The sequence below is a fragment of the Actinomadura meyerae genome, from assembly GCF_900188445.1.
GTDB lineage: Bacteria > Actinomycetota > Actinomycetes > Streptosporangiales > Streptosporangiaceae > Spirillospora > Spirillospora meyerae.
On record NZ_FZOR01000021.1, the window covers coordinates 1 to 23356 of the forward strand.

General features: G+C 69.2%; 24 protein-coding genes and 1 pseudogene. 19 read left to right on the forward strand and 6 right to left on the reverse strand.

Features of this window, described 5'->3' with window-relative positions:
- Positions 1-740: 740 nt before the first annotated feature.
- The 6 genes and pseudogenes from CHF16_RS41905 to CHF16_RS21345 all read left to right on the forward strand — a co-directional run.
- Positions 741-947: pseudogene (locus CHF16_RS41905) on the forward strand (type I-G CRISPR-associated protein Cas7); the annotation flags it as partial.
- 310 nt (positions 948-1257) lie between these two features.
- Positions 1258-1746: a tyrosine-type recombinase/integrase gene (locus CHF16_RS21325; RefSeq protein ID WP_245868981.1), complete on the forward strand. Its 489-nt coding sequence runs from the start codon at positions 1258-1260 to the stop codon at positions 1744-1746.
- A gap of 768 nt (positions 1747-2514) precedes the next feature.
- Complete coding sequence (locus CHF16_RS21330; protein WP_218826765.1) at positions 2515-2802, forward strand: ArsR/SmtB family transcription factor; 288 nt, start codon at positions 2515-2517, stop codon at positions 2800-2802.
- A gap of 104 nt (positions 2803-2906) precedes the next feature.
- On the forward strand, positions 2907-3890 hold the full coding sequence (arsB, locus tag CHF16_RS21335; RefSeq protein WP_245868983.1) for an ACR3 family arsenite efflux transporter: 984 nt from the start codon (positions 2907-2909) through the stop codon (positions 3888-3890).
- A 150-nt stretch (positions 3891-4040) separates the two neighbouring features.
- A complete protein-coding gene (locus tag CHF16_RS21340) occupies positions 4041-4694 on the forward strand; it encodes an arsenate reductase/protein-tyrosine-phosphatase family protein (protein WP_218826766.1) in 654 nt (217 codons plus the stop codon).
- Positions 4687-5109, forward strand: a complete 423-nt coding sequence (locus tag CHF16_RS21345; protein ID WP_089327863.1) for an arsenate reductase ArsC — start codon at positions 4687-4689, stop codon at positions 5107-5109. The genes CHF16_RS21340 and CHF16_RS21345 overlap by 8 nt, the downstream gene beginning before the upstream one ends.
- Before the next feature lie 125 nt (positions 5110-5234).
- Here the strand turns inward: CHF16_RS21345 and CHF16_RS21350 are convergent, their stop codons facing one another.
- Positions 5235-5591 carry an ArsR/SmtB family transcription factor gene (locus CHF16_RS21350; RefSeq protein ID WP_089327864.1) on the reverse strand — a complete coding sequence of 119 codons (357 nt, stop codon included), beginning with the start codon at positions 5589-5591 and terminating at the stop codon, positions 5235-5237.
- A 90-nt stretch (positions 5592-5681) separates the two neighbouring features.
- Here CHF16_RS21350 and CHF16_RS21355 point away from each other — a divergent pair, with 90 nt between their 5' ends.
- The gene (locus CHF16_RS21355; protein ID WP_089327865.1) at positions 5682-6779 is read left to right on the forward strand and encodes a flavin-containing monooxygenase; all 1098 of its coding nucleotides are present in this window, start codon (positions 5682-5684) and stop codon (positions 6777-6779) included.
- A gap of 29 nt (positions 6780-6808) precedes the next feature.
- Here CHF16_RS21355 and CHF16_RS21360 read toward each other — a convergent pair whose 3' ends face one another.
- Complete coding sequence (locus tag CHF16_RS21360) at positions 6809-7174, reverse strand: ArsR/SmtB family transcription factor (protein ID WP_089327866.1); 366 nt, start codon at positions 7172-7174, stop codon at positions 6809-6811.
- A gap of 78 nt (positions 7175-7252) precedes the next feature.
- Between CHF16_RS21360 and CHF16_RS40380 the strand changes: the two genes are divergently transcribed.
- From CHF16_RS40380 to CHF16_RS21375, 4 genes are read left to right on the forward strand one after another with little or no spacing between them, the layout of a single operon-like run.
- Positions 7253-7399, forward strand: coding sequence for a hypothetical protein (locus CHF16_RS40380; protein ID WP_165950286.1), 147 nt, complete (start codon positions 7253-7255; stop codon positions 7397-7399).
- A 51-nt stretch (positions 7400-7450) separates the two neighbouring features.
- Positions 7451-9130, forward strand: a complete 1680-nt coding sequence (locus CHF16_RS21365; protein ID WP_089327867.1) for an FAD-dependent oxidoreductase — start codon at positions 7451-7453, stop codon at positions 9128-9130.
- 15 nt (positions 9131-9145) lie between these two features.
- A complete protein-coding gene (locus tag CHF16_RS21370; RefSeq protein ID WP_089327868.1) occupies positions 9146-10474 on the forward strand; it encodes an MFS transporter in 1329 nt (442 codons plus the stop codon).
- A 3-nt stretch (positions 10475-10477) separates the two neighbouring features.
- Positions 10478-11542, forward strand: a complete 1065-nt coding sequence (locus tag CHF16_RS21375) for an ArsO family NAD(P)H-dependent flavin-containing monooxygenase (protein WP_089327869.1) — start codon at positions 10478-10480, stop codon at positions 11540-11542.
- Positions 11543-11609: 67 nt separating this feature from the next.
- On the opposite strand, the gene CHF16_RS21380 is transcribed toward CHF16_RS21375, so the two are convergent.
- Positions 11610-11984 (reverse strand): hypothetical protein, encoded by a 375-nt coding sequence (locus CHF16_RS21380; protein ID WP_089327870.1) that lies wholly within the window; start codon positions 11982-11984, stop codon positions 11610-11612.
- Positions 11985-12315: 331 nt separating this feature from the next.
- Here CHF16_RS21380 and CHF16_RS21385 point away from each other — a divergent pair, with 331 nt between their 5' ends.
- Positions 12316-13071, forward strand: a complete 756-nt coding sequence (locus CHF16_RS21385) for a hypothetical protein (protein WP_143228076.1) — start codon at positions 12316-12318, stop codon at positions 13069-13071.
- A gap of 252 nt (positions 13072-13323) precedes the next feature.
- Here the strand turns inward: CHF16_RS21385 and CHF16_RS21390 are convergent, their stop codons facing one another.
- The 3 genes from CHF16_RS21390 to CHF16_RS21400 form a co-directional block, all read right to left on the reverse strand.
- On the reverse strand, positions 13324-15060 hold the full coding sequence (locus tag CHF16_RS21390) for a tannase/feruloyl esterase family alpha/beta hydrolase (protein WP_089327872.1): 1737 nt from the start codon (positions 15058-15060) through the stop codon (positions 13324-13326).
- A 91-nt stretch (positions 15061-15151) separates the two neighbouring features.
- A complete protein-coding gene (locus tag CHF16_RS21395; protein ID WP_089327873.1) occupies positions 15152-16711 on the reverse strand; it encodes an acyl-CoA synthetase in 1560 nt (519 codons plus the stop codon).
- A 5-nt stretch (positions 16712-16716) separates the two neighbouring features.
- Positions 16717-17670, reverse strand: a complete 954-nt coding sequence (locus CHF16_RS21400; protein WP_245868959.1) for an NAD(P)H-dependent flavin oxidoreductase — start codon at positions 17668-17670, stop codon at positions 16717-16719.
- A gap of 182 nt (positions 17671-17852) precedes the next feature.
- Here CHF16_RS21400 and CHF16_RS21405 point away from each other — a divergent pair, with 182 nt between their 5' ends.
- The 7 genes from CHF16_RS21405 to CHF16_RS21435 are packed head-to-tail and all read left to right on the forward strand — an operon-like array spanning position 17853 to position 22961.
- Positions 17853-19040: a lipid-transfer protein gene (locus tag CHF16_RS21405; protein WP_089327875.1), complete on the forward strand. Its 1188-nt coding sequence runs from the start codon at positions 17853-17855 to the stop codon at positions 19038-19040.
- A gap of 1 nt (position 19041) precedes the next feature.
- Complete coding sequence (locus tag CHF16_RS21410; RefSeq protein WP_089327876.1) at positions 19042-19494, forward strand: MaoC family dehydratase N-terminal domain-containing protein; 453 nt, start codon at positions 19042-19044, stop codon at positions 19492-19494.
- On the forward strand, positions 19491-19904 hold the full coding sequence (locus tag CHF16_RS21415) for a MaoC family dehydratase (protein ID WP_089327877.1): 414 nt from the start codon (positions 19491-19493) through the stop codon (positions 19902-19904). The genes CHF16_RS21410 and CHF16_RS21415 overlap by 4 nt, the downstream gene beginning before the upstream one ends.
- A 20-nt stretch (positions 19905-19924) precedes the next feature.
- Positions 19925-20749, forward strand: coding sequence for an SDR family NAD(P)-dependent oxidoreductase (locus CHF16_RS21420; RefSeq protein ID WP_205719621.1), 825 nt, complete (start codon positions 19925-19927; stop codon positions 20747-20749).
- 23 nt (positions 20750-20772) lie between these two features.
- Positions 20773-21999: a TetR/AcrR family transcriptional regulator gene (locus CHF16_RS21425; RefSeq protein ID WP_089327879.1), complete on the forward strand. Its 1227-nt coding sequence runs from the start codon at positions 20773-20775 to the stop codon at positions 21997-21999.
- A 57-nt stretch (positions 22000-22056) separates the two neighbouring features.
- On the forward strand, positions 22057-22431 hold the full coding sequence (locus tag CHF16_RS21430; RefSeq protein WP_179271631.1) for an ArsR/SmtB family transcription factor: 375 nt from the start codon (positions 22057-22059) through the stop codon (positions 22429-22431).
- Positions 22428-22961: a DUF2703 domain-containing protein gene (locus CHF16_RS21435; RefSeq protein ID WP_143228078.1), complete on the forward strand. Its 534-nt coding sequence runs from the start codon at positions 22428-22430 to the stop codon at positions 22959-22961. Before CHF16_RS21430 ends, CHF16_RS21435 begins: the two co-directional genes overlap by 4 nt.
- The last annotated feature ends 395 nt before the right edge of the window (positions 22962-23356 follow it).

A 23356-nucleotide genomic window follows, 5' to 3' on the forward strand; every position in this document is an offset into this window, starting at 1 on the left:
AGAGAACACCCGTTCTACTGGATCTCCGTTCTCATGTCCGGCCACCAGCCGAGAACCCTTGACACCTCCGGCGTCACCTTAACTTCCCGGCATTGCGGCTAGTGCGGTGTGACTTCGGGGTATCTCCTCAGGCGTGGGAAGGATCTTCAGGAAGTGCCCGGGTGACTGTGAAGATCATCCATCGGATTCGGGGATTCGACGTCAGTGTGGAAAGAACTTGCAGGTAGATGGCCATGTCTGGTTACCTGATGCGCCCTGGATAGGCGATGGCGAGTTCGTGACCCGCCTGGAACCGATAGTGCGGATCGGAGGGATGTCGATCTATGAGCCGTTCGTTTCCAACTTGGCGGGCGAACTCTGCATGAGCATGATCGCAGCAGCCAGAGAGACGTCGACCGGGCTGATGCCGCCCCGCTGGATCACCTGGCGAGGGCTGGTCGTGACGAGGTCGGCCAATCCGCGACTGGCGTCCTCCAGTAGATGCAGCACTGCCGGGCGAGTCGTCCAGGACGGCCTGGAGCCGGTCGATCGCGCCCGACCAAGCCTCATGGTCGATGACGCCGAGCACGGCCAAGTCGGCGTCTCGGCTGAATCGGACGGCGGCCACAGCACCGTCGAGGAGACGCTGCCAGGTCTCCTTAAGGTGAGCCTGCTCGGCTCCGGGGTCGGTGGAGGTCATGTCGCCCAACATAGGGCCGGCGGTCAGGGTGTCCAACTAACGACGGTTCTCGACACTCGTTGTGGCGGAGGCTGTCGGCCTTGGGGGCGTATGGCCGACGTTTCCGGAGGGGCCCTACTTGATGGAGGGCCGTCGGGTGAGTGGGGAGATGCGGGAGACCGTGGTGTTGGATCAGGTTCCCTCGCAGGCGAATCGGATCGAGGAGGCGCTGCTGGCGGCGCGGGACAAGGGCCGGCTCCGGTTGCCGTTGTTTGAGTTGCGGGCGCAGCCGCGCCCGTCCAAGGTCATGGTCTGGACCCCCGCCCTGACCAAGCAGTTCCTGCAGCGAGCACGCGGCCACCGCCTGTACGCGCAGTTTCATCTGATCGCCTGCCGGGGCCTGCGCCGCGGCGAGTCCTGCGGCCTGCGCTGGTCCGACCTGGACCTGCGCGGCGGGACGGCGGCGATCCGGTGGCAGATCACCCAGATCGGCCCCCGACACCTTCGAAGGCAAACCCAAGTCCGACGCCGGGGAGGCCACCATCAGCCTGGACTCCACCACCATCAAGGAACTACGCGCCCACAAGACGCGGCAGAACATCGAACGCCTCGCCGCCGGCGACGCCTGGACCGAGACCGGATTCGTCTTCACCACACCCACCGGCCAGCCGGTCAACCCCAACGACGTCACCGACCAGTTCGAACAGCTGTCCATGGAGGCCGGACTACCACCGATCCGGCTGCACGACCTGCGGCACGGCGCCGCCACCTTCCTGCTGGCCGCCGGATACGACATGAAAGTCGTCCAGGAGACCCTGCGGCTCTCCTCGATCGCGATCGCCTCCGACATCTACACCAGCGTCCTACCGCAGCTGGGCCGCCAAGCCGCCGAAGACGCCGCCGCCCTCATCCACAACGCCGACCACCACCCGGCCAGCCACCCGCCCGAACCATCCAGCGCCACCATCACCCCGCTGCCCGGACACGCCCAGCCCAACGGCGACGCAAACCCAAGCCCTGACGCCGGGCAGAGCGAAACCCACAATGCCGACGGCCCGGACTCCGGCACCGAGGCCCAGGCGTCCTAACCGTCCAGCACGGTTCACCGGCCGAAATAGCCGCGCAGCGCAGCGACACACGCGGCTTGGCGGATCCCGTCATGCGGGAAGCGGCGTCGGCACTCGGCCCGAACCCAACCCGGCACCCGACGCGCCCGCGGCGGCTTCACAGTCCGCGGGCGCGGGGCTCTGCCCTTCGGTGTGACCGTGCTGCTGCCTGGACGCGGAGGCCGTACCCGGCGGTTGCCGGGTACAGCCTCCGCCGATGCCACATTGGCCTCGTCCTCCCGATTCGGACGATCATGATCACGCCAGGTACGGCCCGGAGGACGTCCGCCTTCGGGTGTGGCGGCCCGTCCGGTCAGGGACGGGCTCCCCCGGTAGTTCAGGGCCGTCACGTCTGTCCCGGGCAGCGGAGACGATGGGGATGCCCCGGGCGCCCCCGCGAAGTGGAAGACGGCCACGGTGCCAAGGGCGGCCAGCCCGGCACTGACCACAGGCGGCGCCCAGCGGCGTCGGTCGCGAGGGCGCCGGTGTCTGCGGCGCGGACGGATACGCCATGGCTCATCGAGCTCAGGCGGCACCCGCATTTCCGGCGGGGTTGGCGAGTTCGTGATCACCACACTTGGCTACCAACAGTGATGACGCTCGCACAATCAGGCACGCTGTTGGCGGCTCCATGTGACCACGTCGTTGGTGCTGGCTGAGTATCACGACGCTCGCTGCAGCAGGTGTCCGAATGGACTTGTCCTGGCTGTTATGTATCATTCGTGCGTGATGTCAGTTCAAACTGATGTGTTGAGGTTGCTGGCCGACCCGCTGCGTGCGCAGATCGTGTCGCTACTGGCTGAAGAGGCGTTGTGCAACTGCCACCTCGTCGAGGAGACCGGCGCCAAGCAGACCAACATCTCCAACCACCTGCGGGCGCTGCGCGAAGCTGGGCTCGTGGACACCGAGCCCTGCGGGCGGTTCACCTACTACCGGCTGCGGCCCGAGGCGCTGGAGCACCTGGCCGCCGAACTCGGGGAACTGGCCGCCGCCGCCCGCGAGTCCCGGACTCATCAGCGGAAGAGGCCGTGCACGTGACCAGCACGCAAGACTCCGGCGCCGCCACACGCCCGCAGGAAGCGGGGGTGGTCGCCGGGCTGTCGACCCTCGACCGGTTCCTGCCGGTGTGGATCATCGCCGCGATGGTGCTCGGCCTCGGGCTGGGACGCGCCGTCCCGGGACTGGACGACGCACTGGCCGAGGTCGAGGCCGGCGGGATCTCGCTGCCGATCGCGCTGGGCCTGCTGGTGATGATGTACCCGGTGCTGGCCAAGGTCCGCTACGACCGGCTCGACACCGTCACCGGCGACCGCCGCCTCATGCTGGCCTCGCTGCTGCTCAACTGGGTGATCGGCCCGGCGGTGATGTTCGCGCTGGCCTGGATCTTCCTGCCGGACCTGCCCGAGTACCGCACCGGTCTGATCATCGTCGGGCTGGCCCGCTGCATCGCGATGGTCATCATCTGGAACGACCTGGCCTGCGGCGACCGGGAGGCCGCCGCCGTGCTGGTCGCCCTCAACTCCGTCTTCCAGGTCATCGCGTTCGGTGCGCTCGGCTGGTTCTACCTGCAGATCCTGCCCGGATGGCTGGGCCTGGCGACCGACGAAGTGGACTTCTCCGTCGGCAAGATCGTGGTGAACGTGCTGGTGTTCCTGGGCGTCCCGCTGGCGGCCGGCTACCTGACCCGCCGCCTGGGTGAGCGTGCCCGTGGCCGCGCCTGGTACGAGGAGCGGTTCCTGCCCCGGATCGGCCCCGTCGCGCTGTACGGGCTGCTGTTCACCATCGTCATCCTGTTCGCCCTCCAAGGCGACACCATCACCAACCAGCCCACCGACGTCGCCCGCATCGCCCTGCCGCTGCTGGCCTACTTCGCGCTCATGTGGGGCGGGTCCTTCGCTCTTGGACGCGCCGTCCGGCTGCCCTACCCGCGCACCGCGACGCTCGCCTTCACCGCCGCCGGCAACAACTTCGAACTGGCCATCGCCGTCGCCATCGGCACCTTCGGCGTCACCTCCGGGCAGGCCCTGTCAGGCGTGGTCGGACCGCTGATCGAGGTCCCGGTCCTGGTCGGTCTGGTGTACGTGTCGCTGTGGCTGCGTCGCCGATTCCAACCCGCCGGGCGGTGACACGACGATGACCGCCGCCTGCGAGGCGCGCGAACCGAGTTCCTTCACAAGCCGTACCAGGCGGGCCGGTCCGGTTCGAGCGGCGAGTAGGGGCCCCTGGCCGGTGACGGCCTTGAGTGTCGTCCGCCAGATGTGTCGGGGAGGCGAACGGTGACCTGCACACCAGGCGAGGCATTGCTCGATCGCATTGCGGCGCGGCTGGCCGCCAGGTTCCATGGCCTGGTCTCCGTCGAGACCGCCCGCCGCCTGATCACCGACTCCTACCGGCAACTGCACGCCACCGCCAGAGTCGACGCCCACCTGGTGGTGCTGGCCGAACGGTTCGCCGCCGCGCGGCTCACCGCCCTCGCCCAAGCCGAGGGACGGCTCGACAAACCGGTCCCCGAGGTGCTGTTCGTCTGCGACGCCAACGCCGGCCGGTCCCAGATGGCGGCCGCGCTCGCCATGGCCCGGGGGTGCGGACGCCTACACGCCCGCTCGGCCGGCACCGCGCCGGCGGCGGAACTGGAACTGGCCGTCGTCGACGTCATGGCCGAGATCGGGGTCGACCTGTCGGCTGAGTTCCCCAAACCGCTGACCGACGAACTTGTCGCTGCCGCCGACCTGGTGATCACGCTGGGCTGCGGCGGCGCCTGCCCACTCCTGCCGCACACCCGGTACCTGGACTGGGCCGTCCCCGACCCGGCCCATCAACCGTTGGCCGAGATCCGCCGCATTCGCGACGAACTCGACCTGCTCGTCACCGACCTGCTCACCACCCTCGACCAGCCCGGCCTCGAACAGCGAAGGAACGCCGATGCCTGATCAGGCTCGCTCTGCCAAGCCCAGCGTCTTGTTCGTCTGCGTGCACAATGCCGGACGCTCCCAGATGGCAGCCGCCTACCTCACCCACCTGGCCGGTGACCGGATCGACGTGCGCTCCGCCGGGTCCGCGCCCGCCGACCAGGTCAATCCGGCGGTGGTCGAGGCGATGGCGGAGGAGGGGATCGACATCTCCGCCGAGACCCCCAAGGTGCTCACGGTCGACGCCGTCCGGGCATCCGACGTGGTCATCACCATGGGCTGCGGTGACACTTGCCCGGTCTTCCCCGGCAAGCGCTACCTGGACTGGACCCTCGATGACCCTGCCGGACAGGGCGTCGACGCCGTCCGCCCGATCCGCGACGAAATCCGCAAGCGCATCGAGAACCTGGTCAGCGGGCTCCTAGCGGAGAAGTGAAGGAGAAGGCGCGCAGCCGGGCGCCGAGGGCGTGACGTCCTCGGCAACGTGTGCTCTGCCCGGTCTGGCTGCTCCGCAGCCGGTCCGTCCCGGACGTACGGTGACAGCCGCGCCAGGGGGAGGGGTCAGTTGCCGGGTGGGCAGCAGGTGTGCAGATAGTCGCGGAGTTCGGCGAGTGACCGGTCGACCGCGGCGGAGTCGATGCGGTAGAAGACCTGCTTGCCGTCCCTGCGCGAGGTGAGCAGGCCGCCTCGGCGCAGCAGCGCGAGCTGCTGCGAGGCGTTGGACTGGCCGACCCCGAGGCGCTCGGCGACCGTACCGACGGTGAGTTCGATACCGCCGGCGAAGAGTTCGAGCATCTGCTGCCGCTGCTCGCTGGCCAGCGCCTTGAGGAACTCGCGTGCTCCGGCACCGAGCTGAGCGGCCGGCGCCGCCCCGCAACCGCCCGGTGCGGGGGCCGCCTTCTCGACCGGCTCGACCATCGCTACTGGCTCCTCCCCGAGGTATGCGCCCCAGCATACGCCACATATCAATACTTCATTATTTTATGAAGTGTTGATATATTCTGCGGCATGCTGACCACTACACCACTCGTCGTCATCGGCGGCGGCCAGGCCGGTCTGGCCACCGCCCGCATCGCCCGGTCCCTCGGCCTGGCGCCCATCGTCCTGGAGGCGGCAGGCCGGCCGGCCGGGTCCTGGCCGCACTACTACGACAGCCTCACCCTGTTCTCACCGGCCCGGCGCAGTGCACTGCCCGGAACAGAGTTCCCCGGCGATCCGGACGGCTACCCCACACGGGACGAGGTCGTGGCCTACCTGACCGACTACGCCGCCCATCTGGACGCCGACATCCGCACCGGTCGCCGAGTCAAAACGGTCGTGGCTGCCAAGGACGGCACACGACCGGGGTTCGAGGTGATCACGACGAGCGGCGAGATCTTCGCCGCGCCGCTGCTGATCGCCGCGACGGGCGGATTCAGCCGCCCCCACCGCCCGGACCTGCCGGGACTGGACGGCTTTCCCGGCACGGTGCTGCACTCGTCCGACTACCGGCGTCCCGGCCCGTTCACCGGCCGGCGTGTCGTGGTCGTGGGAGGCGGGAACTCGGCCGTGCAGATCGCGATCGAGTTGGCCGCGGTCGCCGACGTCACGCTGGCGACCCGGCACCCGCTCCGCTTCATGCCCCAGCGCGTGCTGGGGGTCGACATGCACATCTGGTTGCAGCGCACCGGGCTGGACGCCGCCGGTTGGGCGCGCCCGCTGCTGACCGGCGGCAAGGGCACCCCGGTGTTCGACACCGGCACCTACCGGGACGCCATCGCCACCGGCAACCCCGACCGCCGCCCGATGTTCACCCGCCTGGACGGCGACCAGGTCCTCTGGAGCGACGGAACCCGCGAACACGTCGACGTGGTGCTGCTGGCCACCGGGTTCCGGCCGGGCGTGGAGTACCTCGCCCCGCTGGGCGCACTGGACGGCGACGGACAGCCCCGCCATCGCGGCGGCGTCTCGGCCACCCATCCGGGACTGGGATTCGTCGGCCTGGAATGGCAGCGCTCCTTCGCCTCGGCCACCCTGCGCGGAGTCGCCGCCGACGCCCGGCACGTCCTCACCCGGCTGCGCAAGCAGGTACGCACCTCCGACGGCGCGCTGACGTCCACCCGATGACCGCCTCCAGAGCAAGACGGCGTGTGGAATCAGGCCGGGACTAGAGCCGGCAGGGTGAACAGACCCGACAGTCGGGTCAACCTGTCCGGCACCACCCGGTAGTACACCCACGTGCCGCGCCGCTCGCCCTCGATCAACCCGGCCTGGCGCAGCACCTTCAAATGGTGGGAGATGGTCGGCCCGGTGAGGTCGAACGCGCCCGTCAGATCGCACACGCACGCCTCGCCCCCGTCCACCGAGGCGATCATGTTCAGCAGACGCAACCGCACCGGGTCGGACAGCGCCTTGAACACCTTGGCCAGCTCGGCGGCCTCCGCCTCGCTCAACGCCGGACCGCTCAATGGCGCGCAGCAGCCGGGGTCGGTCACGTCCTCAAGCTCCAGCATCTTAGACATGCATCTAATTTGACATCTATCTATCCAGTGATGCAAACTGGCGCCTGCTTAGACAAGCATCTAAACAAGGAGTCGGAGATGAAGACGCTGCTCGCCCGGATCACCGCCCGGCGCGTCAAGGCCGTGTCCTTCTGTGAGACCTGCGGCCAGGTCTGCACGCCCACATGCCGCTCCGCCGCACACATCGACCGCGTGACGACCGCCGCCTACCGCACCCGCCTCTGACAGCATTCCCCGGCGCCCGACACCCATGACCGAACCGACAAAGGAGTCATCGTGAACGACGAAACCGGACGACCGGAGCCAGCAGCCTCCCCGGACGCCCCCGCCAGCGCAAGCAGCTGCTGCGGTGTCAGCGCGTGCTGCACCGACGCCGAGCAGGCCGTAGACCCCGGTGCCACCGTCCAGCAGGCCAAGACCGACGCCGGCTGCGGCTGCGTCGAGCAGGGGCCGCTCGACGGGCTGCCGGTCGTGGTGATCGGCGCCGGACCGGTCGGGCTGGCCGCCGCCGCCCATCTGGCCGAACGCGACCAGGACTTCCTCGTCCTGGAGGCCGGGGGAGAGGTGGGCGCGGCGATCTCAGAGTGGGGACACGTCCGGCTGTTCTCGCCATGGCGATACGACACCGACGCCGCCGCCCGGCGGCTTCTGGAGCCGACCGGGTGGCGTCTGCCCGACCCCGAGGCCCTGCCGACCGGCGCCGAACTCCTCCGCGACTACCTGGCACCGCTCGCCAAGGTCCCCGCGCTGGCCGGACGGATCCGCACCGGCACCCGCGTAGTGGCCGTGACCCGCCACGGCGTGGACGTGACCCGCACGGTCGGCCGCGAGGAGCGCCCGCTGCTGGTCCGCGCCGTGGGCCCGGACGGAGCCGTGGACGACATCGCCGCTCGCGCGGTCATCGACGCGTCCGGCACCTGGGGCCGCAGCAACCCGCTCGGCCACTCCGGCCTGCCCGCTCCCGGCGAGGACCAGGCAGCCGCCCACATCACCGGCCCGCTGCCGGACGTGCTGGGCCGTGACCGGTCCCGCTTCGCGGGCCGCCGCACCCTGGTGGTCGGGATGGGGCACTCGGCCGCCAACACCCTCCTCGCCCTGGCCGAACTCGCCGAGAACGAGCCCGGCACCCGCATCACCTGGGCCGTGCGTGGCGCATCGGTGGCCCGGCTCTACGGCGGCGGCGACGCCGACGGCCTCCCCGCACGAGGCGCGCTCGGCACCCGCCTGAAGGCGGCCGTGGACAACGGTGAGATCGACCTGGTCCGCGGCTTCACCATCACCGGCGTCGCCACCCCGGACGGTGAAGCCGGATCCGTCCAGGTCAACGGCCAGACTCCGGACGGCCCGCGCGTCCTGGAAGGCGACATCGTGGTCGCCGCGACGGGGTTCCGGCCCGACCTGGACATGCTGCGCGAGGTTCGGGTCGAACTCGACCCCGCCACCGAGGCACCCGCCAAGCTCGCCCCACTGATCGACCCCAACTTCCACAGCTGCGGGACCGTCCCGCCGCACGGCGAACGCGACCTCGCCCACCCCGAGCCCGGCTTCTACCTGGCCGGGATGAAGAGCTACGGCCGCGCCCCCACCTTCCTGATGGCCACCGGGTACGAGCAGGTCCGCTCCATCGTCGCCGCGCTCTCCGGCGACCGCGAGGCAGCCGACACCGTCCAGCTCGACCTGCCCGAGACCGGCGTGTGCTCCACCAGCCTGGTCACCGACGACCTGCTACCGGGCGCCGCCAACCCGAGCGCCGGCCAGGATGACGGCTGCGGGACTTCGTGCTCCACCGAGGCGACGCCCGCCCCGGCCGCCCAGTCCGAACCCGACGGCGGATCATGCTGCGGCCCCACGGCCCCCGAACCGGTCAGCATCGGCATCGGAGCCCCCGCTGGCCTGGGATTCGCAACCGGGCACGTGCACGGCTACTCCGGAGAGGCCGAACACAGTGGTGCCTGACGGGGCGACGACCTGATGAGCCGTGGCACTCCCGCACCGGGATCGGCGGCGGACACCTCCGCCGCCGGCCCCGGCACGGTGTCCCGCGTCCCGCTGCTCGCCCTCTGCGTCACCGAGATCACCAGCTGGGGCGTGCTCTACTACGCCTTCCCCGTCCTCGCGCACGACATCACCCGCGACACCGGCTGGTCCACCGCGGCCATCACCGCCGCGTTCTCCGCCTCGCTCATCGTCGCCGCGTTGGGCGGCGTCCCGGTCGGGCGCGCGCTGGACCGGCACGGCCCCCGCGTCCTGATGACCGGCGGCTCGGCGCTCGCCGTGCTCGCCGTCCTAGCCGTGGCCGCCGCGCCCACCCTCTGGACGTTCGCCGGAGCCTGGCTGCTGGCCGGCGTCGCGATGTCCGCCGTGCTGTACCAGCCCGCCTTCGCCGCGCTCACCCGCTACTACGCGCCGCGCCACCTCGGCGCCCTGACCACTCTCACGCTGGTCGCAGGCCTGGCCAGCACGGTCTTCGCGCCGCTCACTGACACACTGTCGGCCCACCTGACCTGGCGCGGCGTCTACCTCGTGCTGGCCGCCGTCCTGGCGGTCGTGACCGTCCCGCTGCACCTGCTGGCCCTGCACCGCCCCTGGCCCCCGCCACCCCAGGCCTCACCGGACAAGCCCAGCCGCCCGCACGAGCAGACCGGGTCCGAGGTGTCGGCCACCATGCGCAGCAGGCCGTTTCTCCTATTGGCCGCCGCGCTCACCCTGTCGGCGTTCGCGATGTACGCGGTAATGATCAACCTCATCCCGCTGCTCACCTCCCGCGGAGCCAGCGGCAGCACCGCCGCCTGGGCGCTCGGCCTCGGCGGGATCGGCCAGGTCACCGGGCGCCTCGGCTACGGCGCCCTCGTCCGCCGCACCAGCGTCCGCGCACGGACCGTCTGGATCCTCGCCCTGTCGGCCGCCACCACCGCCGCCCTCGCCGCCATCCCCGGACCCGTGCCGCTGCTCATCGCCGTCGCCTTCCTCGCCGGCACGACCCGGGGCATCGCCACTCTGCTCCAGGCGACCGCCGTCTCCGACCGCTGGGGCACCGCGTCCTACGGCGCCCTGTCGGGCATCCTCGCCGCGCCCATCACCACCGCCACCGCCGTGGCGCCCTTCGCCGGAGCCGCCATCGCCGCCGGACTCGGCGGATACCCCCGCATGTTTCTGGTGCTGACCGTCATCGCCGTCCTGGCCGCAGTACTCGCCGCCGGTACCGCAACGGCCCGCACCACAGGACGCCGGCCGTCGGCCGCACCATCGGCAGTACGCATGCCCGCCCCGCGCCTGGCACCGCGCAGGAACGAGGAATGACACATGCCTACCAATGTTCTCGACGTCGCCGTCATCGGTGGCGGTCAGGCGGGTCTGGCCGCCGGTTTCTACCTGCGCCGCAGTGGCAGGGAGTTCGCGATCTTCGACGCACAGGAAGAGCCGGGCGGGGCTTGGCCGCATATGTGGGAGTCGCTACGGCTGTTCTCACCCGCCCGCTACAGCTCGCTCCCAGGCTGGCCGATGCCGCCCTGGAATCACGGCTACCCACCCGGCGCCCACGTCGTCGACTACCTGACCGCCTACGAGAAGCGCTACGACCTGCCGATACACCGGCCAGTGCGCATCCACGCGGTGCACCGCGACGGCGATCTCTTCCGTTTGGACAGCGCGACCGAGTTCTGGTGGGCCCGGCACGTCATCAGCGCGACAGGGACCTGGTGGCGCCCCTACCTGCCCTACTATCCGGGACGCGGCGACTACCAAGGCCGTCAGCTCCATACCGCGCAGTACCGCACGCCCGATGACTTCCGCGAGCAGCGCGTCGTGGTGGTCGGCGCGGGTAACTCCGCCGCCCAGATCACCGCAGACCTGCAGTCGCGGGCGACAACGATCTGGACGACCCTGCGCCCGCCGCGCTTCCTCCCCGACGACCTCGACGGACGTGCCCTCTTTGAGTTGGCCACTCGCCGTATCCGCCAGCTCCGCGATGGGCACGCCGACTCCGGCGGCATCGGCGGACTGGGCGACATTGTCGCCGTGCCTGCGGTACGGGACGCCCGGGATCGGGGCGTTCTGCGCGCCCAGCCGATGTTCGACCGCCTTACCCCAACCGGCGTGGCCTGGCCCGACGGCAGAATCGAGGACTGCGATGCGATCATCTGGTGCACCGGCTTCCGCCCGGCGCTGAGTCACCTCACGCCGCTCGGCCTGCGTGACGGGACGGGGCGCATACCGACCGGCGGTGGAACCCGGTCATTGGCTGAACCCCGGCTGCACCTGCTCGGATACGGCGACTGGACGGGCCCCGGCTCGGCGACCCTGGTCGGCTCTGCCAGAACCGCCCGAGACGCCGTCCGCGACATCACCGCCCAACTCGACCTCGAATAGACCGCCGGCACACCTCCCGGCCGTGTTCTCTGCGGGCAGGCTGGATCCAGTAGGTGCCAGAAGGCGCCTATCCCGCCGGTGCCGTGGGGACGTCCGGCAGGAGTGCCTTCAGCACGGCACGCAGTTCTGCGTAGCGCCTGCGTTGATACCCGGTGAACAGCACGGTGTGCGAGTTACCTCCGATCGCCGTCTCTTTGGTCGTCCCCAGCGCCTTCACGGTCTTGACATCTTCGGCTGTAGCCATGAAGACGCACCCGTTGACCAGCATCGTGGGATCTTTCCATTGCACTTGGACGATGTCGGCCAAGGGGATCACCGTGTGCCGCTCGGCTGCTATGCGTGCCAAGCCGCTTCGGCGTATCTCCACGTGGTCGCCGCGCAAGGTCACCGTGGCCAGATGCGCCTTGATCGTCCGGGGCTCGCGCTTACGGAGGTCGGCCATGACCGCATCCTCGCACCACCCGGGAGCCGTCAACCTCCGCCGATTTGCGCAACCACCTGACCGCCGTCGGCTCCACCAAGATCACCGTCATCCCTTCCAACAACCGACGGGATGCACTTGGCGATCGTCCACTCAGCCAAGCCGAGGCCTGCCTCAAGGGGCCGCAGGCTGTACGTCGTCTCACCACGCCACGGAACGTATGTCCCTCAATGATCATCTATCGAGTGGTGAGGATGCACCCGACAGCATGGGAAGACACACCCCCGAAAGACTTCGTGTTTGTGTCGTTTGACATGGTCGTCGGGCGTATTTCACCTTAGGCTCCGGCGATATGGCTCGCCGTACTGGGCTCGTCATCGCCCCGCTGCTGATCTTTGTTCTGTTCGGACTTGCGGGATGCGGCAACGGTGGCGGTGCCCAGGGGTCGTACAAGCCGACGTTCCTTCCCTTCAAGATCAGTTATAGTCCGGGAAGCGGGATGGTCGTCACCGGCGACAAGTCGGTCGTGACGCCGCTGGGGGAGTTCTCGATCGGCGCCAAGTACTCGCTGCCTCGGCGGCCTGCCGATGCCATCCGTGTGGTGCTCCGGGACCGGTCAGTCGGTTTCGACGAGGTCTATGATCTCGGCGGTCATGCGGGCGAGTTCGAGGCCACCCTGGACGGTACGACGAAGGTCCAGGTCCGCGACCGGACGGTCACGATCGATGTCACTCAGGTCGAGACGAGGAGCATCGAGTTCAGGCCCGCTCAGGCCGCTGCCCAGGAGGCACCGCCGAACCTGCTGAACAAAGGAATCGACAGGTGGAACGGCTACTGGGATGACGCGTTCTACAGTCCACTGGCCCTGAGTCGATGGGCCTACGGCGACTCCACCATGGGGAAGTGGTACGGCCTGGGGTTCGTCTGGTTCTTGATCCGACTTGTGCTCGCGCTCATTCTCGGAATCCTGGACATCGTTCTCGTCCTGGTTTGCGTTTTCGCAGCCTGCTTCTACGTCTTCTTCGGTGGCACCGGCCGGAACATTGCCTACGGATTATCCTGCCTGTTCGGATGCCTCGCCTTCTATTCCGTTCGAGTCCTCAGATGAAACTTGATGTCCGCGAGCCGATCGCATCCTGTGCCGGCCATCTCTGCCCAATGGCTTCGCCGGTTTGAGGGTGTGGACAGAGGTACAAAGCCCGCTCAGTTCGGGCGTCGTAACGGTGGGCGTCGGTGCGGTGGCCTGCGGGAGGGGAACGCCTTGACCGCGTGGGACCGCAGGGCGCGCTGGTGCCGTGGCGTTCTGCCAAGTGCACTACGCGCTCCCGCGGTCCCCGTCAGGCTGTGTTTCAGTGTGGGCTCAGGCGGACCTGGTCCGGGTGCACTTTAGTTTTGTGCCTTCCCAGCGGCAGGTCTGCTGGTAGTCGGAGCGGAATGGGGCGCCGACCCAGGGGTAGCGGTCGTCGGGTTGTTCGGTGGGCATGACGCCGGTGAAGTTGGCGGCGTCATCGATGCTTCCGGTGCCGGTGTACTTGGTCTGCATCGGATAGGGGTAGACGGGCCGGGTCCGGACGGTCCGGTCGCCGTCCTTCTTCGCGGCGGTGATCTTCTCGGGTGCGGTGCCCTTCTCGACCCAGTCGTAGATGGGTGTGAACAGGTCGAAGGTGTCGGGTCCGTATCCCTGGACGCAGTGGTAGACGCCGGGGAACAGGAAGGTTCGGGCGAACCGTCCAGTGGCCTTGGGGCCGCCCATCCGCTGGGTGAGGGCGTGGTGGTAGGCCAGGGTGCTCTCGGTCGGGATGGCGGGGTCGGCCCAGCCGTGCCACATGATGAGCTTGCCGCCGCGGTCGCGGAAGCGGGTGAGGTCGGGGTCGGTGGAGTCGTAGATGCCGCTCATCTCGCGCAGTTTCTTGAAGGTGCGCAGGTCGAAGCGGTGGTCCTTGAGGGTGTAGGACGCGGGTGGGTTGTTCCAGGACGCGAAGTACTTGAGGTAGTTGTAGCCGAGGGACTCCAGGCCGCCGGTCTGGCCTTGGGGTGCGATCACGTAGCCGAGCCAGGCGGCTTCGGTTCCCTTGGCGAGTCCGGCGGGGAACAGCCGTCGGCCCTTGGCGTCGACCGGTCCCTGGTAGATCTTGCGGACCACGTCGACCTGGTCTCTGGTCAGGCAGGTCGGTTGGGGCGAGGCGGTGGGGCAGCGCAGCGTGCCGGGATCGAAGTCGCAGTTGCGCGGGTTGTTGATGAGGCCGTCGGTGAGCCCGTCGGTGGCGTCGCAGGCCTGCATGACCTTGCTCTGCAGGAGCGGCAGCTTGTCCGGGCCGAGGATCTGGCGGCCCTTGTCGTCGGTGTTGACGGTGGCGATCCAGGGGAAGAACTCGCCGGCCAGTGCGACGAGGTTGTTGCCGGGGGCGCCGGCGATGATGCCGTCGAAGTCGTCGGGGTAGCGCTGGGCCTCCATCAGCGCCTGCCGGCCGCCGTTGGAGCAACCGGCGAAGTAGGAGTACTGGGGCGCCTGCCCGTAGTAGGCCTTGGTGACCGCCTTGGCGACAAGCGCGGTGACGTGCTCGGACCGGTAGGCCATGTCGATTCGCAGCTGCGGGTCCGAGTGGGCCCAGAGGGCGTCTCGCGAGTCGACGCCGATGTGGCCGCCGTTGCTGGCGCCGAGGACGACGCGCCCGTCGTCGGGGGGCGCGCATCCGCCGGGGAGGAAGTGGTTGGGGTTGTCGGGGGCGGCGAATCCGCAGAAGCCGCCGCAGCCGAGCTGCACGTAGCGTCCGGTCCAGCCCTGCTCGGGGAGCCGGAGCTCGAACTGGATCTGGGGTGAGACGTAGCCCTTGACCTGGCAGTAGGCGGGCTTGTCGGCGGTGGCGGCGACGTGCGTCGCGGAGATGATCCTTGTGGGGGCATCTGGCAGGGCGGTGAGGTCCAGGCCGGTGAGCTGCTGGCAGGGGACGGCCGCCGCCGTCGGTGTGGTGGTGCCGGCTCTGGCCGGTGTTCTGCCGGTGAGGGCCTGGGCGGCGGTGACCGTCATCAGTACGGCCATGAGGGTGCCGATGATCAGGAGTGTCGGTCTGGTTTTGGGCAGGCTTACGCGTCTCATGTGGGGTGGGTGTCCTTCCGCCGGGGGTGCAGCAGAGGACCGCTCTGCTGCGGTCGGAAACGGGTGAGGGCGTTGCGGGGAGGGTGGGTGGTCAGTTGACCTGGCGGCTGCGGCCGGACCAGTACGGTGCCCGCAGCGACTTCTTGTCGATCTTGCCTGCGGGGTTGGTGGGCAGGGAGTCGATGAAGTCGACGCTCTTGGGCGCCCAGACGCTTCCCTTGTGCTCCTTGACCAGGGCGATGAGCTCGTCGGGTTCGACCGGGCTGCCCGGCCGGACGACCACGAGCGCCTTGACCGCCTCGCCCCACCGCGGGTCCGGGACGCCGATGACGGCGCACTGGGCGACGGCGGGGTGGGTGATCAGGACGTCCTCGATCTGGCGGGGGAAGACGTTGAAGCCGCCGGTGACGATCATGTCCTTCTTGCGGTCGACGATGAAGACGTAGCCGGCGTCGTCGATGTAGCCGATGTCGCCGGACCGTACCCAGCCGTCCTGCATCGCCTCGGCGTCCCGGTCGGCGTCGACGTAGCCGACCATCTGCCCGGGCTGGGACGCGCAGATCTCACCGGTCTCGCCCGGCGGCAGGAGGTTGCCGTCGGCGTCGCGGACGGTCAGATCGACGTGGTACATCGCGCGTCCGGCCGAGGCCAGCCGGGCGATCCACTCGGGGGAGTCCAGGCGGTGGTCTTCCTTGCGCAGGCAGGTCATGTAGCCGGGCTCGGTTCCGGCGTAGGTCTGGGCGAAGACCGGCCCGAAGGTCTCCAGGGCGCGGCGGAGCCCGTCGGGGGCCATGGGGGAGCCCGCGTAGATGATCGTGCGGAGCGTGGACAGGTCGGCCTTCTCGCGGCGGGGGTGGTCCAGCAGCATGTACACGATCGTGGGGACGACGGCGGTGGCCGTCACGCCCTCCCGTTCGATGGTGTCCAGCAGCAGGTCGAGGTCGAAACCGGGCAGCAGGACGTTCGTGCCGCCGCGCATGAAGACGGGCATCACGAAGGTCTGGGTGAAGTGCGTGAGCGGCGCGGCGTGCGCGAAGACCTCGCCGGGGCGGATGTCGCCGATCTCCAGGCCGGCGGTGATGGCGTAGTGCGACCAGGTGGCGTGGGTCTGCAGGACGCCCTTGGGGACGCCCGTGGTTCCCGAGGTGAACCCGACGAAGGCCAGGTCGTCGACGCTGATGTCCACGTCCGGGGCAGTCGAGGGCTGCGTCGCGAAGGCGGTCTCGTAGTCCAGGACGTCCGCCGCGGGGGTGCCGCCGCCGAGCCGGATGACGTGCCGGAGTTCGGGGAGCCGGTCGCGGATCTGCGTGATCTGGCCGTCGAAGGATTCGTGGTAGATCAGCGTCGAGGCCCCGACCTCGTCGAGGAAGTAGTGGAAGTCCTCGGCGGAGGCGCGCGTGGGCATCTGGGTGACCGCCGCGCCCGCCTTCCAGATCCCGCACATCGTCGGGATGAATTCCAGGCAGTTCGGCATCAGGAGCCCCACCCGATGCCCGTTGCCGACTCCGAGGCCGGTGAGCCCGTTACCGACCCGGTTGGCCCACTGGCGCATCTGGGCGTAGCTGAGGCGCCGGTCGGCGTCCACGAGGGCGGTGCGGTCGGCGTAGTAGGTGCACGTCCGGTCGAAGACCTTGGGCAGAGTTCCCCACATGGCGTCTACCTTCCTGATCCTGGGGTGGCCGTGGATTGCCGTGGTGATGCGGATTGCCGGTGCTCGGTGGCCCGCTGGAGCGCCTCGGCCGTCGCCTGCCGGGCCTGGTCGTACTCGCGGAGGGTCTGCTCGACCAGCTCGGCGACGCTGAGGATCCCGGTGATTCCCGAGACGCTGTGGCCGGCGCTCCATACGTTGCGCTGGTTGAGGAGCCGTTGCTGCGCGAACCCGTCGGCGCCCTGCGGCGGGGCGTCCGCCGTTGCCTTCTTCAACCATCCGTCCAGGAAGTTGGCTGGTAGACCGCTCAGGGCGGTGGTGAGGGTGACGTCGTCCAGGGACGATTCGACCAGTGCCTGGCGGAAGGCGTCGTCGGCGAGGCTCTCGGTGGTCGCGATGAACTTGGTGCCCATATAGGCCAGATCGGCGCCCAGGGCCTGGGCGGCCCACAGGGCGACGCCGTCCGACACGCCTCCGGCGAGGACGATGGGCCCGTCGAACTGGCCGCGGACGGCCCGGACGAACGACAGCGGGTTGGCCCAGCCCGTCTGGCCGCCGGCGCCCGCTGTCAGCAGCACCAGGCCGTCCACGCCGGCGTCGATCGCGCGTTGGACGTGCCGCATGCTCGCGACGTCGGCGAAAACCAGGCAGCCTGCGTCCTGCAGCGGGGCCAGGACGGGAGCGGGCGACCCGACGCTGGTGATGACCAGGGGCACCTCATGGCGGATCAGGGAGGCGACGTCCCCCGCGAGCCGCTGGTTCGAGCGGTGCACGACCAGGTTCGCGGCGAACGGCGCGGCCTCGTCCTCCAGGTCGGCCAGGCCGGCGGTGATCTGCTCCAGCCAGCCGTCGAGCTCGGACGGCGTCCGCGCGTTGTGGGTGGGGAACGAGCCCACCACCCCGTTGCGGCACGCCGCGGTCACCAGGTCGGGCCCCGACACGTCGGTCATCGGAGCGGCCACGAGTGGGAGCGCTAGGCGGTCGAGCCGGGAAGGCAGCGCCATCACCCCTCCAGAGTGAAGATTCGATGGTGGATCCTGAGATCACAGCATGCGTCTGTAGTGGGCACTTGGTGGCGTAAGTAAATATGGATTAACCTCCGTTGGCAAGAGCAAGCAGCACGACACCAGTGCGGAGGTTCTGCGTGGACCGTTTCGTTCAGATCGCCGGGGTCGGGATGACCCCGTTCTCCAAGCCCAGTGCGGGCACCCCCTACACGGTGCTCGCCGAGCAAGCCGCCCGCGTCGCGCTGGCGGACGCGGGCCTCGACTACCGCCAGGTGCAGCAGGCCTACGCCGGTTACGTCTACGGCGACTCCACCTGCGGCCAGGCGGCCCTGTACAGCCTCGGGCAGACCGGCATCCCCATCGTCAACGTCAACAACAACTGCTCCACCGGCTCCTCTGCGCTGTGGCTGGCCCGCCAGGCCGTCCAGAGCGGCGAGGTGGACTGCGTGCTGGCCGTCGGCTTCGAGCAGATGCGCCCGGGCGCCCTCGCCAGCGTCTGGGACGACCGCCCCGACCCCCTCGAACGCTCCGAGACGGCGATGGCGCAGATCCAGGGAGCGGACGCGCACGCACCGGTCGCCGCGCAGTTGTTCGGCGGCGCCGGCCAGGCCTACGCCGACGCGCACGGCACCGCCCCCGAGACGTTCGCCAAGATCTCGGTCAAGGCGCGGCGCCACGCCGCCGCGAACCCCTACGCGGTGTTCCGGACGGCGCTGACCGAGGAGGAGGTGCTGGCCTCCCCGCGCATCTACGGTCCGCTGACCCGCCTGCAGTGCTGCCCGCCCACCTGCGGCGCGGCGGCCGCGGTGGTCTGCAGCACCGACTTCGCGCGGCGGCACGGCCTGGATGCCTCCGTCGCCATCCGCGCCCAGGCGCTCACCACCGACACCGCGTCCACCTTCGACGCTGGAGACATGATGAAGGTCGTCGGCTACGACATGAGCCGGGCCGCGGCCGAGCGCGTCTACGCCGACGCCGGCGTAGGGCCCGACGACATCGACGTGGTGGAGCTGCACGACTGCTTCACCACCAACGAGCTGATCAGCTACGAGGCGCTCGGGCTCACCCCCGAGGGGACTGCGGAGAAGTTCGTCCTGGACGGCGACAACACCTACGGCGGGAAGGTCGTCACCAACCCGTCCGGCGGGCTGCTGTCCAAGGGACACCCGCTCGGCGCCACGGGCCTCGCGCAGTGCGCCGAGCTGGTCTGGCAGCTGCGCTGCCAGGCCGACGCCCGGCAGGTCGAGGACGCCCGGCTGGCTCTCCAGCACAACATCGGGCTCGGCGGCGCCGCCGTGGTCACCCTCTACGAGAGGACCAGCTGAGATGGCCGGATCACCAGCGATCGGCTTGTCCACGCCGCCGTCGACCGTCGATGTAGAGCGCGGGCGGCTGCGGTTGTTCGCCAAGGCCATCGGGGAAACCGACCCCGTCTACACCGACCTCGACGCCGCCCGCGGTGCCGGCCACCGCGACCTGCCCGTTCCCCCGACCTTCCTGTTCTGCCTGGAAATGGACCGGCCGGACCCCTTCGCCTTCCTGACCGAGGCCGGAATCAACCTCGACCGGGTCCTGCACGGCGAGCAGAGCTTCACCTACCACGCGCTCTGCCACGCCGGCGACAGCCTGACCTTCGAATCCCGCATCACCGACGACTACGAGCGCAAGGGCGGCGCGCTGCGGTTCCTCGTCCGCCAGACCCATGTCACCAGAGCCGGCCGGCCGATCGCCGACCTGAGCAACGTCATCGTTGTTCAGCAGGAGAAGGCGGAAGCATGACCCTCCTCACCGACCTGCACGAGGGCGACGAACTGCCGCCCCTGCGGCTACCGAAGATCAGCCGAACGACGCTGGCCCTGTACGCGGGCGCATCAGGCGACCACAACCCCATCCACATCGACATCGACGCCGCCCGCAACGCCGGGCTCGACGACGTCTTCGCGCAGGGCATGCTCTCCATGGCCTACCTCGGCCGGCTCCTGACCGGCTGGGTCACTCAGGACCGCATCCGCTCCTACAGCGTCCGCTTCACCTCCATCACCCCGCTGCACGCCGAGCCGATCTGCACAGGCCAGGTCACCGCGATCGAGGACGGCGACGGAGAACGGCGCGCCCGCCTCGACCTCCAAGTGGCACTGAACGACGGCACCATCACGCTGCGCGGCCAAGCCCTCATCGCACTGGCATGACAGCACCGGAAAGGACTCCCGTGGGAACACTCGACGGCAAGATCGCCCTGGTCTCCGGCTCCGGCCGCGGCATCGGCCGCGCCATCGCCCTCAAACTCGCAAGCCACGGCGCCCGCGTCGTCATCAACGACCTCGACCCCGAACCGGCCGAGGAGACCCTGACGGCGATTAAAGCCGCCGGCGGCGAGGCCGTCGCCTGCGTCGGCAGCGTCACCGACGAAGACTTCGCCGACCGGTTCGTCGCGACAGCCGTCGACAACTACGGCGGTGTCGACATCGTGATCAACAACGCCGGCTACACCTGGGACAGCGTCATCCAGAAGATGACCGACGAACAGTGGGACGCGATCCTGGACGTCCACCTCAAGGCACCGTTCCGCATCCTGCGCGCCGCCCAGCCGGTCATCAGCGCCCGCGCCAAGGCCGAACAAGCCGACGGCCTGCGCGTCCACCGCAAGATCGTCAACATCTCCTCGATCGCCGGGCTCGGCGGCAACGCCGGGCAGGCCAACTACGGCGCCGCCAAGGCCGGCATCGTCGGCCTCACCAAGACCCTCGCCAAGGAATGGGGCCGCTACGCGGTCAACGTCAACGCCGTCGCCTACGGCCTCATCCGCACCCGCCTCACCGAAGCCGCCGCCGACAGCGACTCCACTATCGACGTGCAAGGACGCCAGATCAAGGTCGGCGTCAACCCCGGCCTGCTCACCGCCATGGAGCAGATGATTCCGCTCGGCCGGGCCGGCACCCCCGAGGAAGCCGCCGGAGCGGTCTACCTGCTGTGCCTGCCAGAGTCGGACTACATCAGCGGCCAGGTCGTCGTCTGCGGCGGCGGCTACTCCTGAACGGACCTAACATTCCCCACGTGATGCCGACCGAGGACAAGACCGCGATGACCCGGACGAGCACGCATCCGGCACGCGGCAGGCGCCCACGCGACCGCAAGGCGCAGATCGTGACCGCCGCCGCCGACCTGTTCCACCAGCACGGCTACCACACCGTCACGATGGACCAGATCGCCGGCGCGGTCGGCATCACGGCCGGGGCCCTCTACCGCCACTTCCGCAACAAGCAGGAACTGCTCGCCCGCACCGTCGACGACGGCCTTTCGGCGTTCGAGACCGCCGTCCGCGACACCGCACCAGGAGACATCGACACCCTCCTGGACGTCATGGCCTCCCTCACGCTGGACCGCCGCGACCTCGGAGTCCTCTGGCAACGCGAATCCCGGAACCTTCCCGACGCCGACCGCGACCGGCTACGCCACCGCTTCCGCGGCGTCGCCGAGAACACCGCCCCGGTCATCCAAGCAGCCAGACCCGGCCTCACCACAGCCGACGCCGACCTGCTGACCTGGGCACTGTTCGCCGTCTTCGCCAGCCCCTCCCACCACAGCGCCCATCTTCCCCGCGCACGCTTCCACGCCCTCCTGCAGCAACTCGGAGGTGCCGTGATCCGCACCGCGCTCCCCGACTCCCCGGAGAAGCCCGACCGCCCCAACGCCGCGACCAACACCGGGCTCTCCCGCGCGTCCCGCAGAGAATCCGTCCTCGACGCCGCCGCCCGCCTATTCGGCGAACACGGCTACCAGGCCGTCAGCATGGAGGACATCGGCGCCGCCGCCGGCATCAGCGGCGCCGGCATCTACAACCACGTGACCGCCAAGTCCGAACTCCTCGTCGCGGCCCTCACCCGCGCCGCCGACGCCCTGCACATGGACGCCGGCCGCATCTTCGCCACCGCGTCCACCCCCGGCCAGGCACTCACCCGACTTCTCCGGTCCTACATCGACCTGACCCTGACCTCCAGCCACCTCACCGGCGCACTGATCACCGAGGTCGTCCACCTACCCCACGACCAACGACGCACAATCCGCCGCCTGCAACACGACTACGTCGGCGAATGGGTCCAACTGCTCACCACCGAGACACCCGACCTCATCGAACCCGAAGCCCGCGTGATCACCCAGGCCGTCCTCGCCATCGTCAACGACCTGGCCCGCATCCAACACCTGCGCCGACGCCCCCATCTCGACGACGATCTCGCCGCCCTGGGACGCGCTCTCCTTACCCCGTCGCTACCGGGTATCGCCTGACGAAGCCACAAACGCTCCTGCTTGCCACACAAGGCTAATATTTGCATACTTGTGCAAGTGAACAAACCTGAGTCAACGGGCGATCTTGGTGCGGTGCTGGGCCACCAGCTCTTCCGCGCTCTGGGCGACCCCACGCGTGTCCGCCTGGTGGATCTGCTCGCCGAGCGTTGCCGCGCCTGCTCAGTCTCGGAACTCGCCGAATGCCTCGACGTCGACCTGTCCGTCGTCTCCCGACACCTCGCCCTTCTACGGGCTGCAGGCGTCCTACGGGCGACCAAGACCGGGCGGAGCGTCCTCTACGAGATCCAATTCGACCCACTCGCCGAGACACTGCGCGGCATCGCCGACGCGCTCGAACGCGCCCGCGACGACTTCACCACAAGCGCCTCCTGCGCCCCGTCGGCCAACGACCAGAAGGAAGGAATCTCGTGACCGCCACCGCGCACGCCGCCACGGCATCCGACGCCGCCGGCTCCGCCCCCAGAACACCCCTGGTCATCGACTATTGGACTGTGGCAATGGGAGAAGAGGCCTCATGCGGCTCCTGCGATGAGACGCTCACCGTGCTCGACCGGGCCATCGACACCGTCCGCCCATTCGCCGACCAGCTCGGCATCGCCCTGAAGATCACGCCGCGAACCATCTCTACCTGGGACCAGGCACTGGAACACCAGATCACCGCCTCGCCGACCATCCGGGCCGAGGGAAGCGAACTGTGCCCCTCCCACCCGGACGGCACCGAAACCCGCCTGTGGATTTGGCGCGGCGAAACCACCAACTCGCTCCAGCCTCAGGCCGCCCTCGACTTCGTCCTCCAAGCCCTGACCGCCTGCAGTCGGCAACTCAGTGACTACCTGGCCCACGGCGGACCTTCCCCGTACCTCCGCCAATTCCTCTCCGTCTCGAGCGCAACCGCTCCTGCAGCAACCGAGGCCTGCGGACTTAGCGCCGCATGCCCATAAGCGAGACGCGCCGACGTCCCACAGGCCCGAGTCCTCACTCGGCGTTGTCTGCCGCGCGGGCTCGGTGCGGCCGTCTGGCCGCTCCTCAACGATGGCTGCCGCCCCAGCCATGACGTCCTGGCCTCGGATCCTGGCTGCCGAGCCATTTGGTACGGGCGCACAATGGCTGCCGGATGCCGTTGTGAGGCCAATCCGGCCGGGCGCATCCGAACTGGATGAGGCTGCAGCATGGGGTCGACCTAAGGAACGTTTGGTGGTTGCCGGTCGTGCCGCCAACCTGACTCACTCCCTGCTCCGCAGGCTCTCAGTAGGACCCCTTTGATCATCTTCGCCATGATGGATTCCCGAATATGATTCGAGAATGGCGTTCGGTTGACGTCGGGTTTGTGAGCTAT

Bases quoted from the DNA above. Each gene is read 5' to 3' on its own strand.
- CHF16_RS21425 (WP_089327879.1), top strand. From the start codon at position 20,773: ATGCCGACCGAGGACAAGACCGCGATGACCCGGACGAGCACGCATCCG.
- CHF16_RS21390 (WP_089327872.1), bottom strand. From the start codon at position 15,060: ATGAGACGCGTAAGCCTGCCCAAAACCAGACCGACACTCCTGATCATC.
- CHF16_RS21375 (WP_089327869.1), top strand. From the start codon at position 10,478: ATGCCTACCAATGTTCTCGACGTCGCCGTCATCGGTGGCGGTCAGGCG.
- CHF16_RS21355 (WP_089327865.1), top strand. From the start codon at position 5,682: ATGCTGACCACTACACCACTCGTCGTCATCGGCGGCGGCCAGGCCGGT.
- CHF16_RS21380 (WP_089327870.1), bottom strand. From the start codon at position 11,984: ATGGCCGACCTCCGTAAGCGCGAGCCCCGGACGATCAAGGCGCATCTG.
- CHF16_RS21360 (WP_089327866.1), bottom strand. From the start codon at position 7,174: ATGTCTAAGATGCTGGAGCTTGAGGACGTGACCGACCCCGGCTGCTGC.
- CHF16_RS21385 (WP_143228076.1), top strand. From the start codon at position 12,316: ATGGCTCGCCGTACTGGGCTCGTCATCGCCCCGCTGCTGATCTTTGTT.
- CHF16_RS21345 (WP_089327863.1), top strand. From the start codon at position 4,687: ATGCCTGATCAGGCTCGCTCTGCCAAGCCCAGCGTCTTGTTCGTCTGC.
- CHF16_RS21370 (WP_089327868.1), top strand. From the start codon at position 9,146: ATGAGCCGTGGCACTCCCGCACCGGGATCGGCGGCGGACACCTCCGCC.
- CHF16_RS21415 (WP_089327877.1), top strand. From the start codon at position 19,491: ATGACCCTCCTCACCGACCTGCACGAGGGCGACGAACTGCCGCCCCTG.
- CHF16_RS21410 (WP_089327876.1), top strand. From the start codon at position 19,042: ATGGCCGGATCACCAGCGATCGGCTTGTCCACGCCGCCGTCGACCGTC.
- arsB (WP_245868983.1), top strand. From the start codon at position 2,907: ATGGTGCTCGGCCTCGGGCTGGGACGCGCCGTCCCGGGACTGGACGAC.
- CHF16_RS21395 (WP_089327873.1), bottom strand. From the start codon at position 16,711: ATGTGGGGAACTCTGCCCAAGGTCTTCGACCGGACGTGCACCTACTAC.
- CHF16_RS21350 (WP_089327864.1), bottom strand. From the start codon at position 5,591: ATGGTCGAGCCGGTCGAGAAGGCGGCCCCCGCACCGGGCGGTTGCGGG.
- CHF16_RS40380 (WP_165950286.1), top strand. From the start codon at position 7,253: ATGAAGACGCTGCTCGCCCGGATCACCGCCCGGCGCGTCAAGGCCGTG.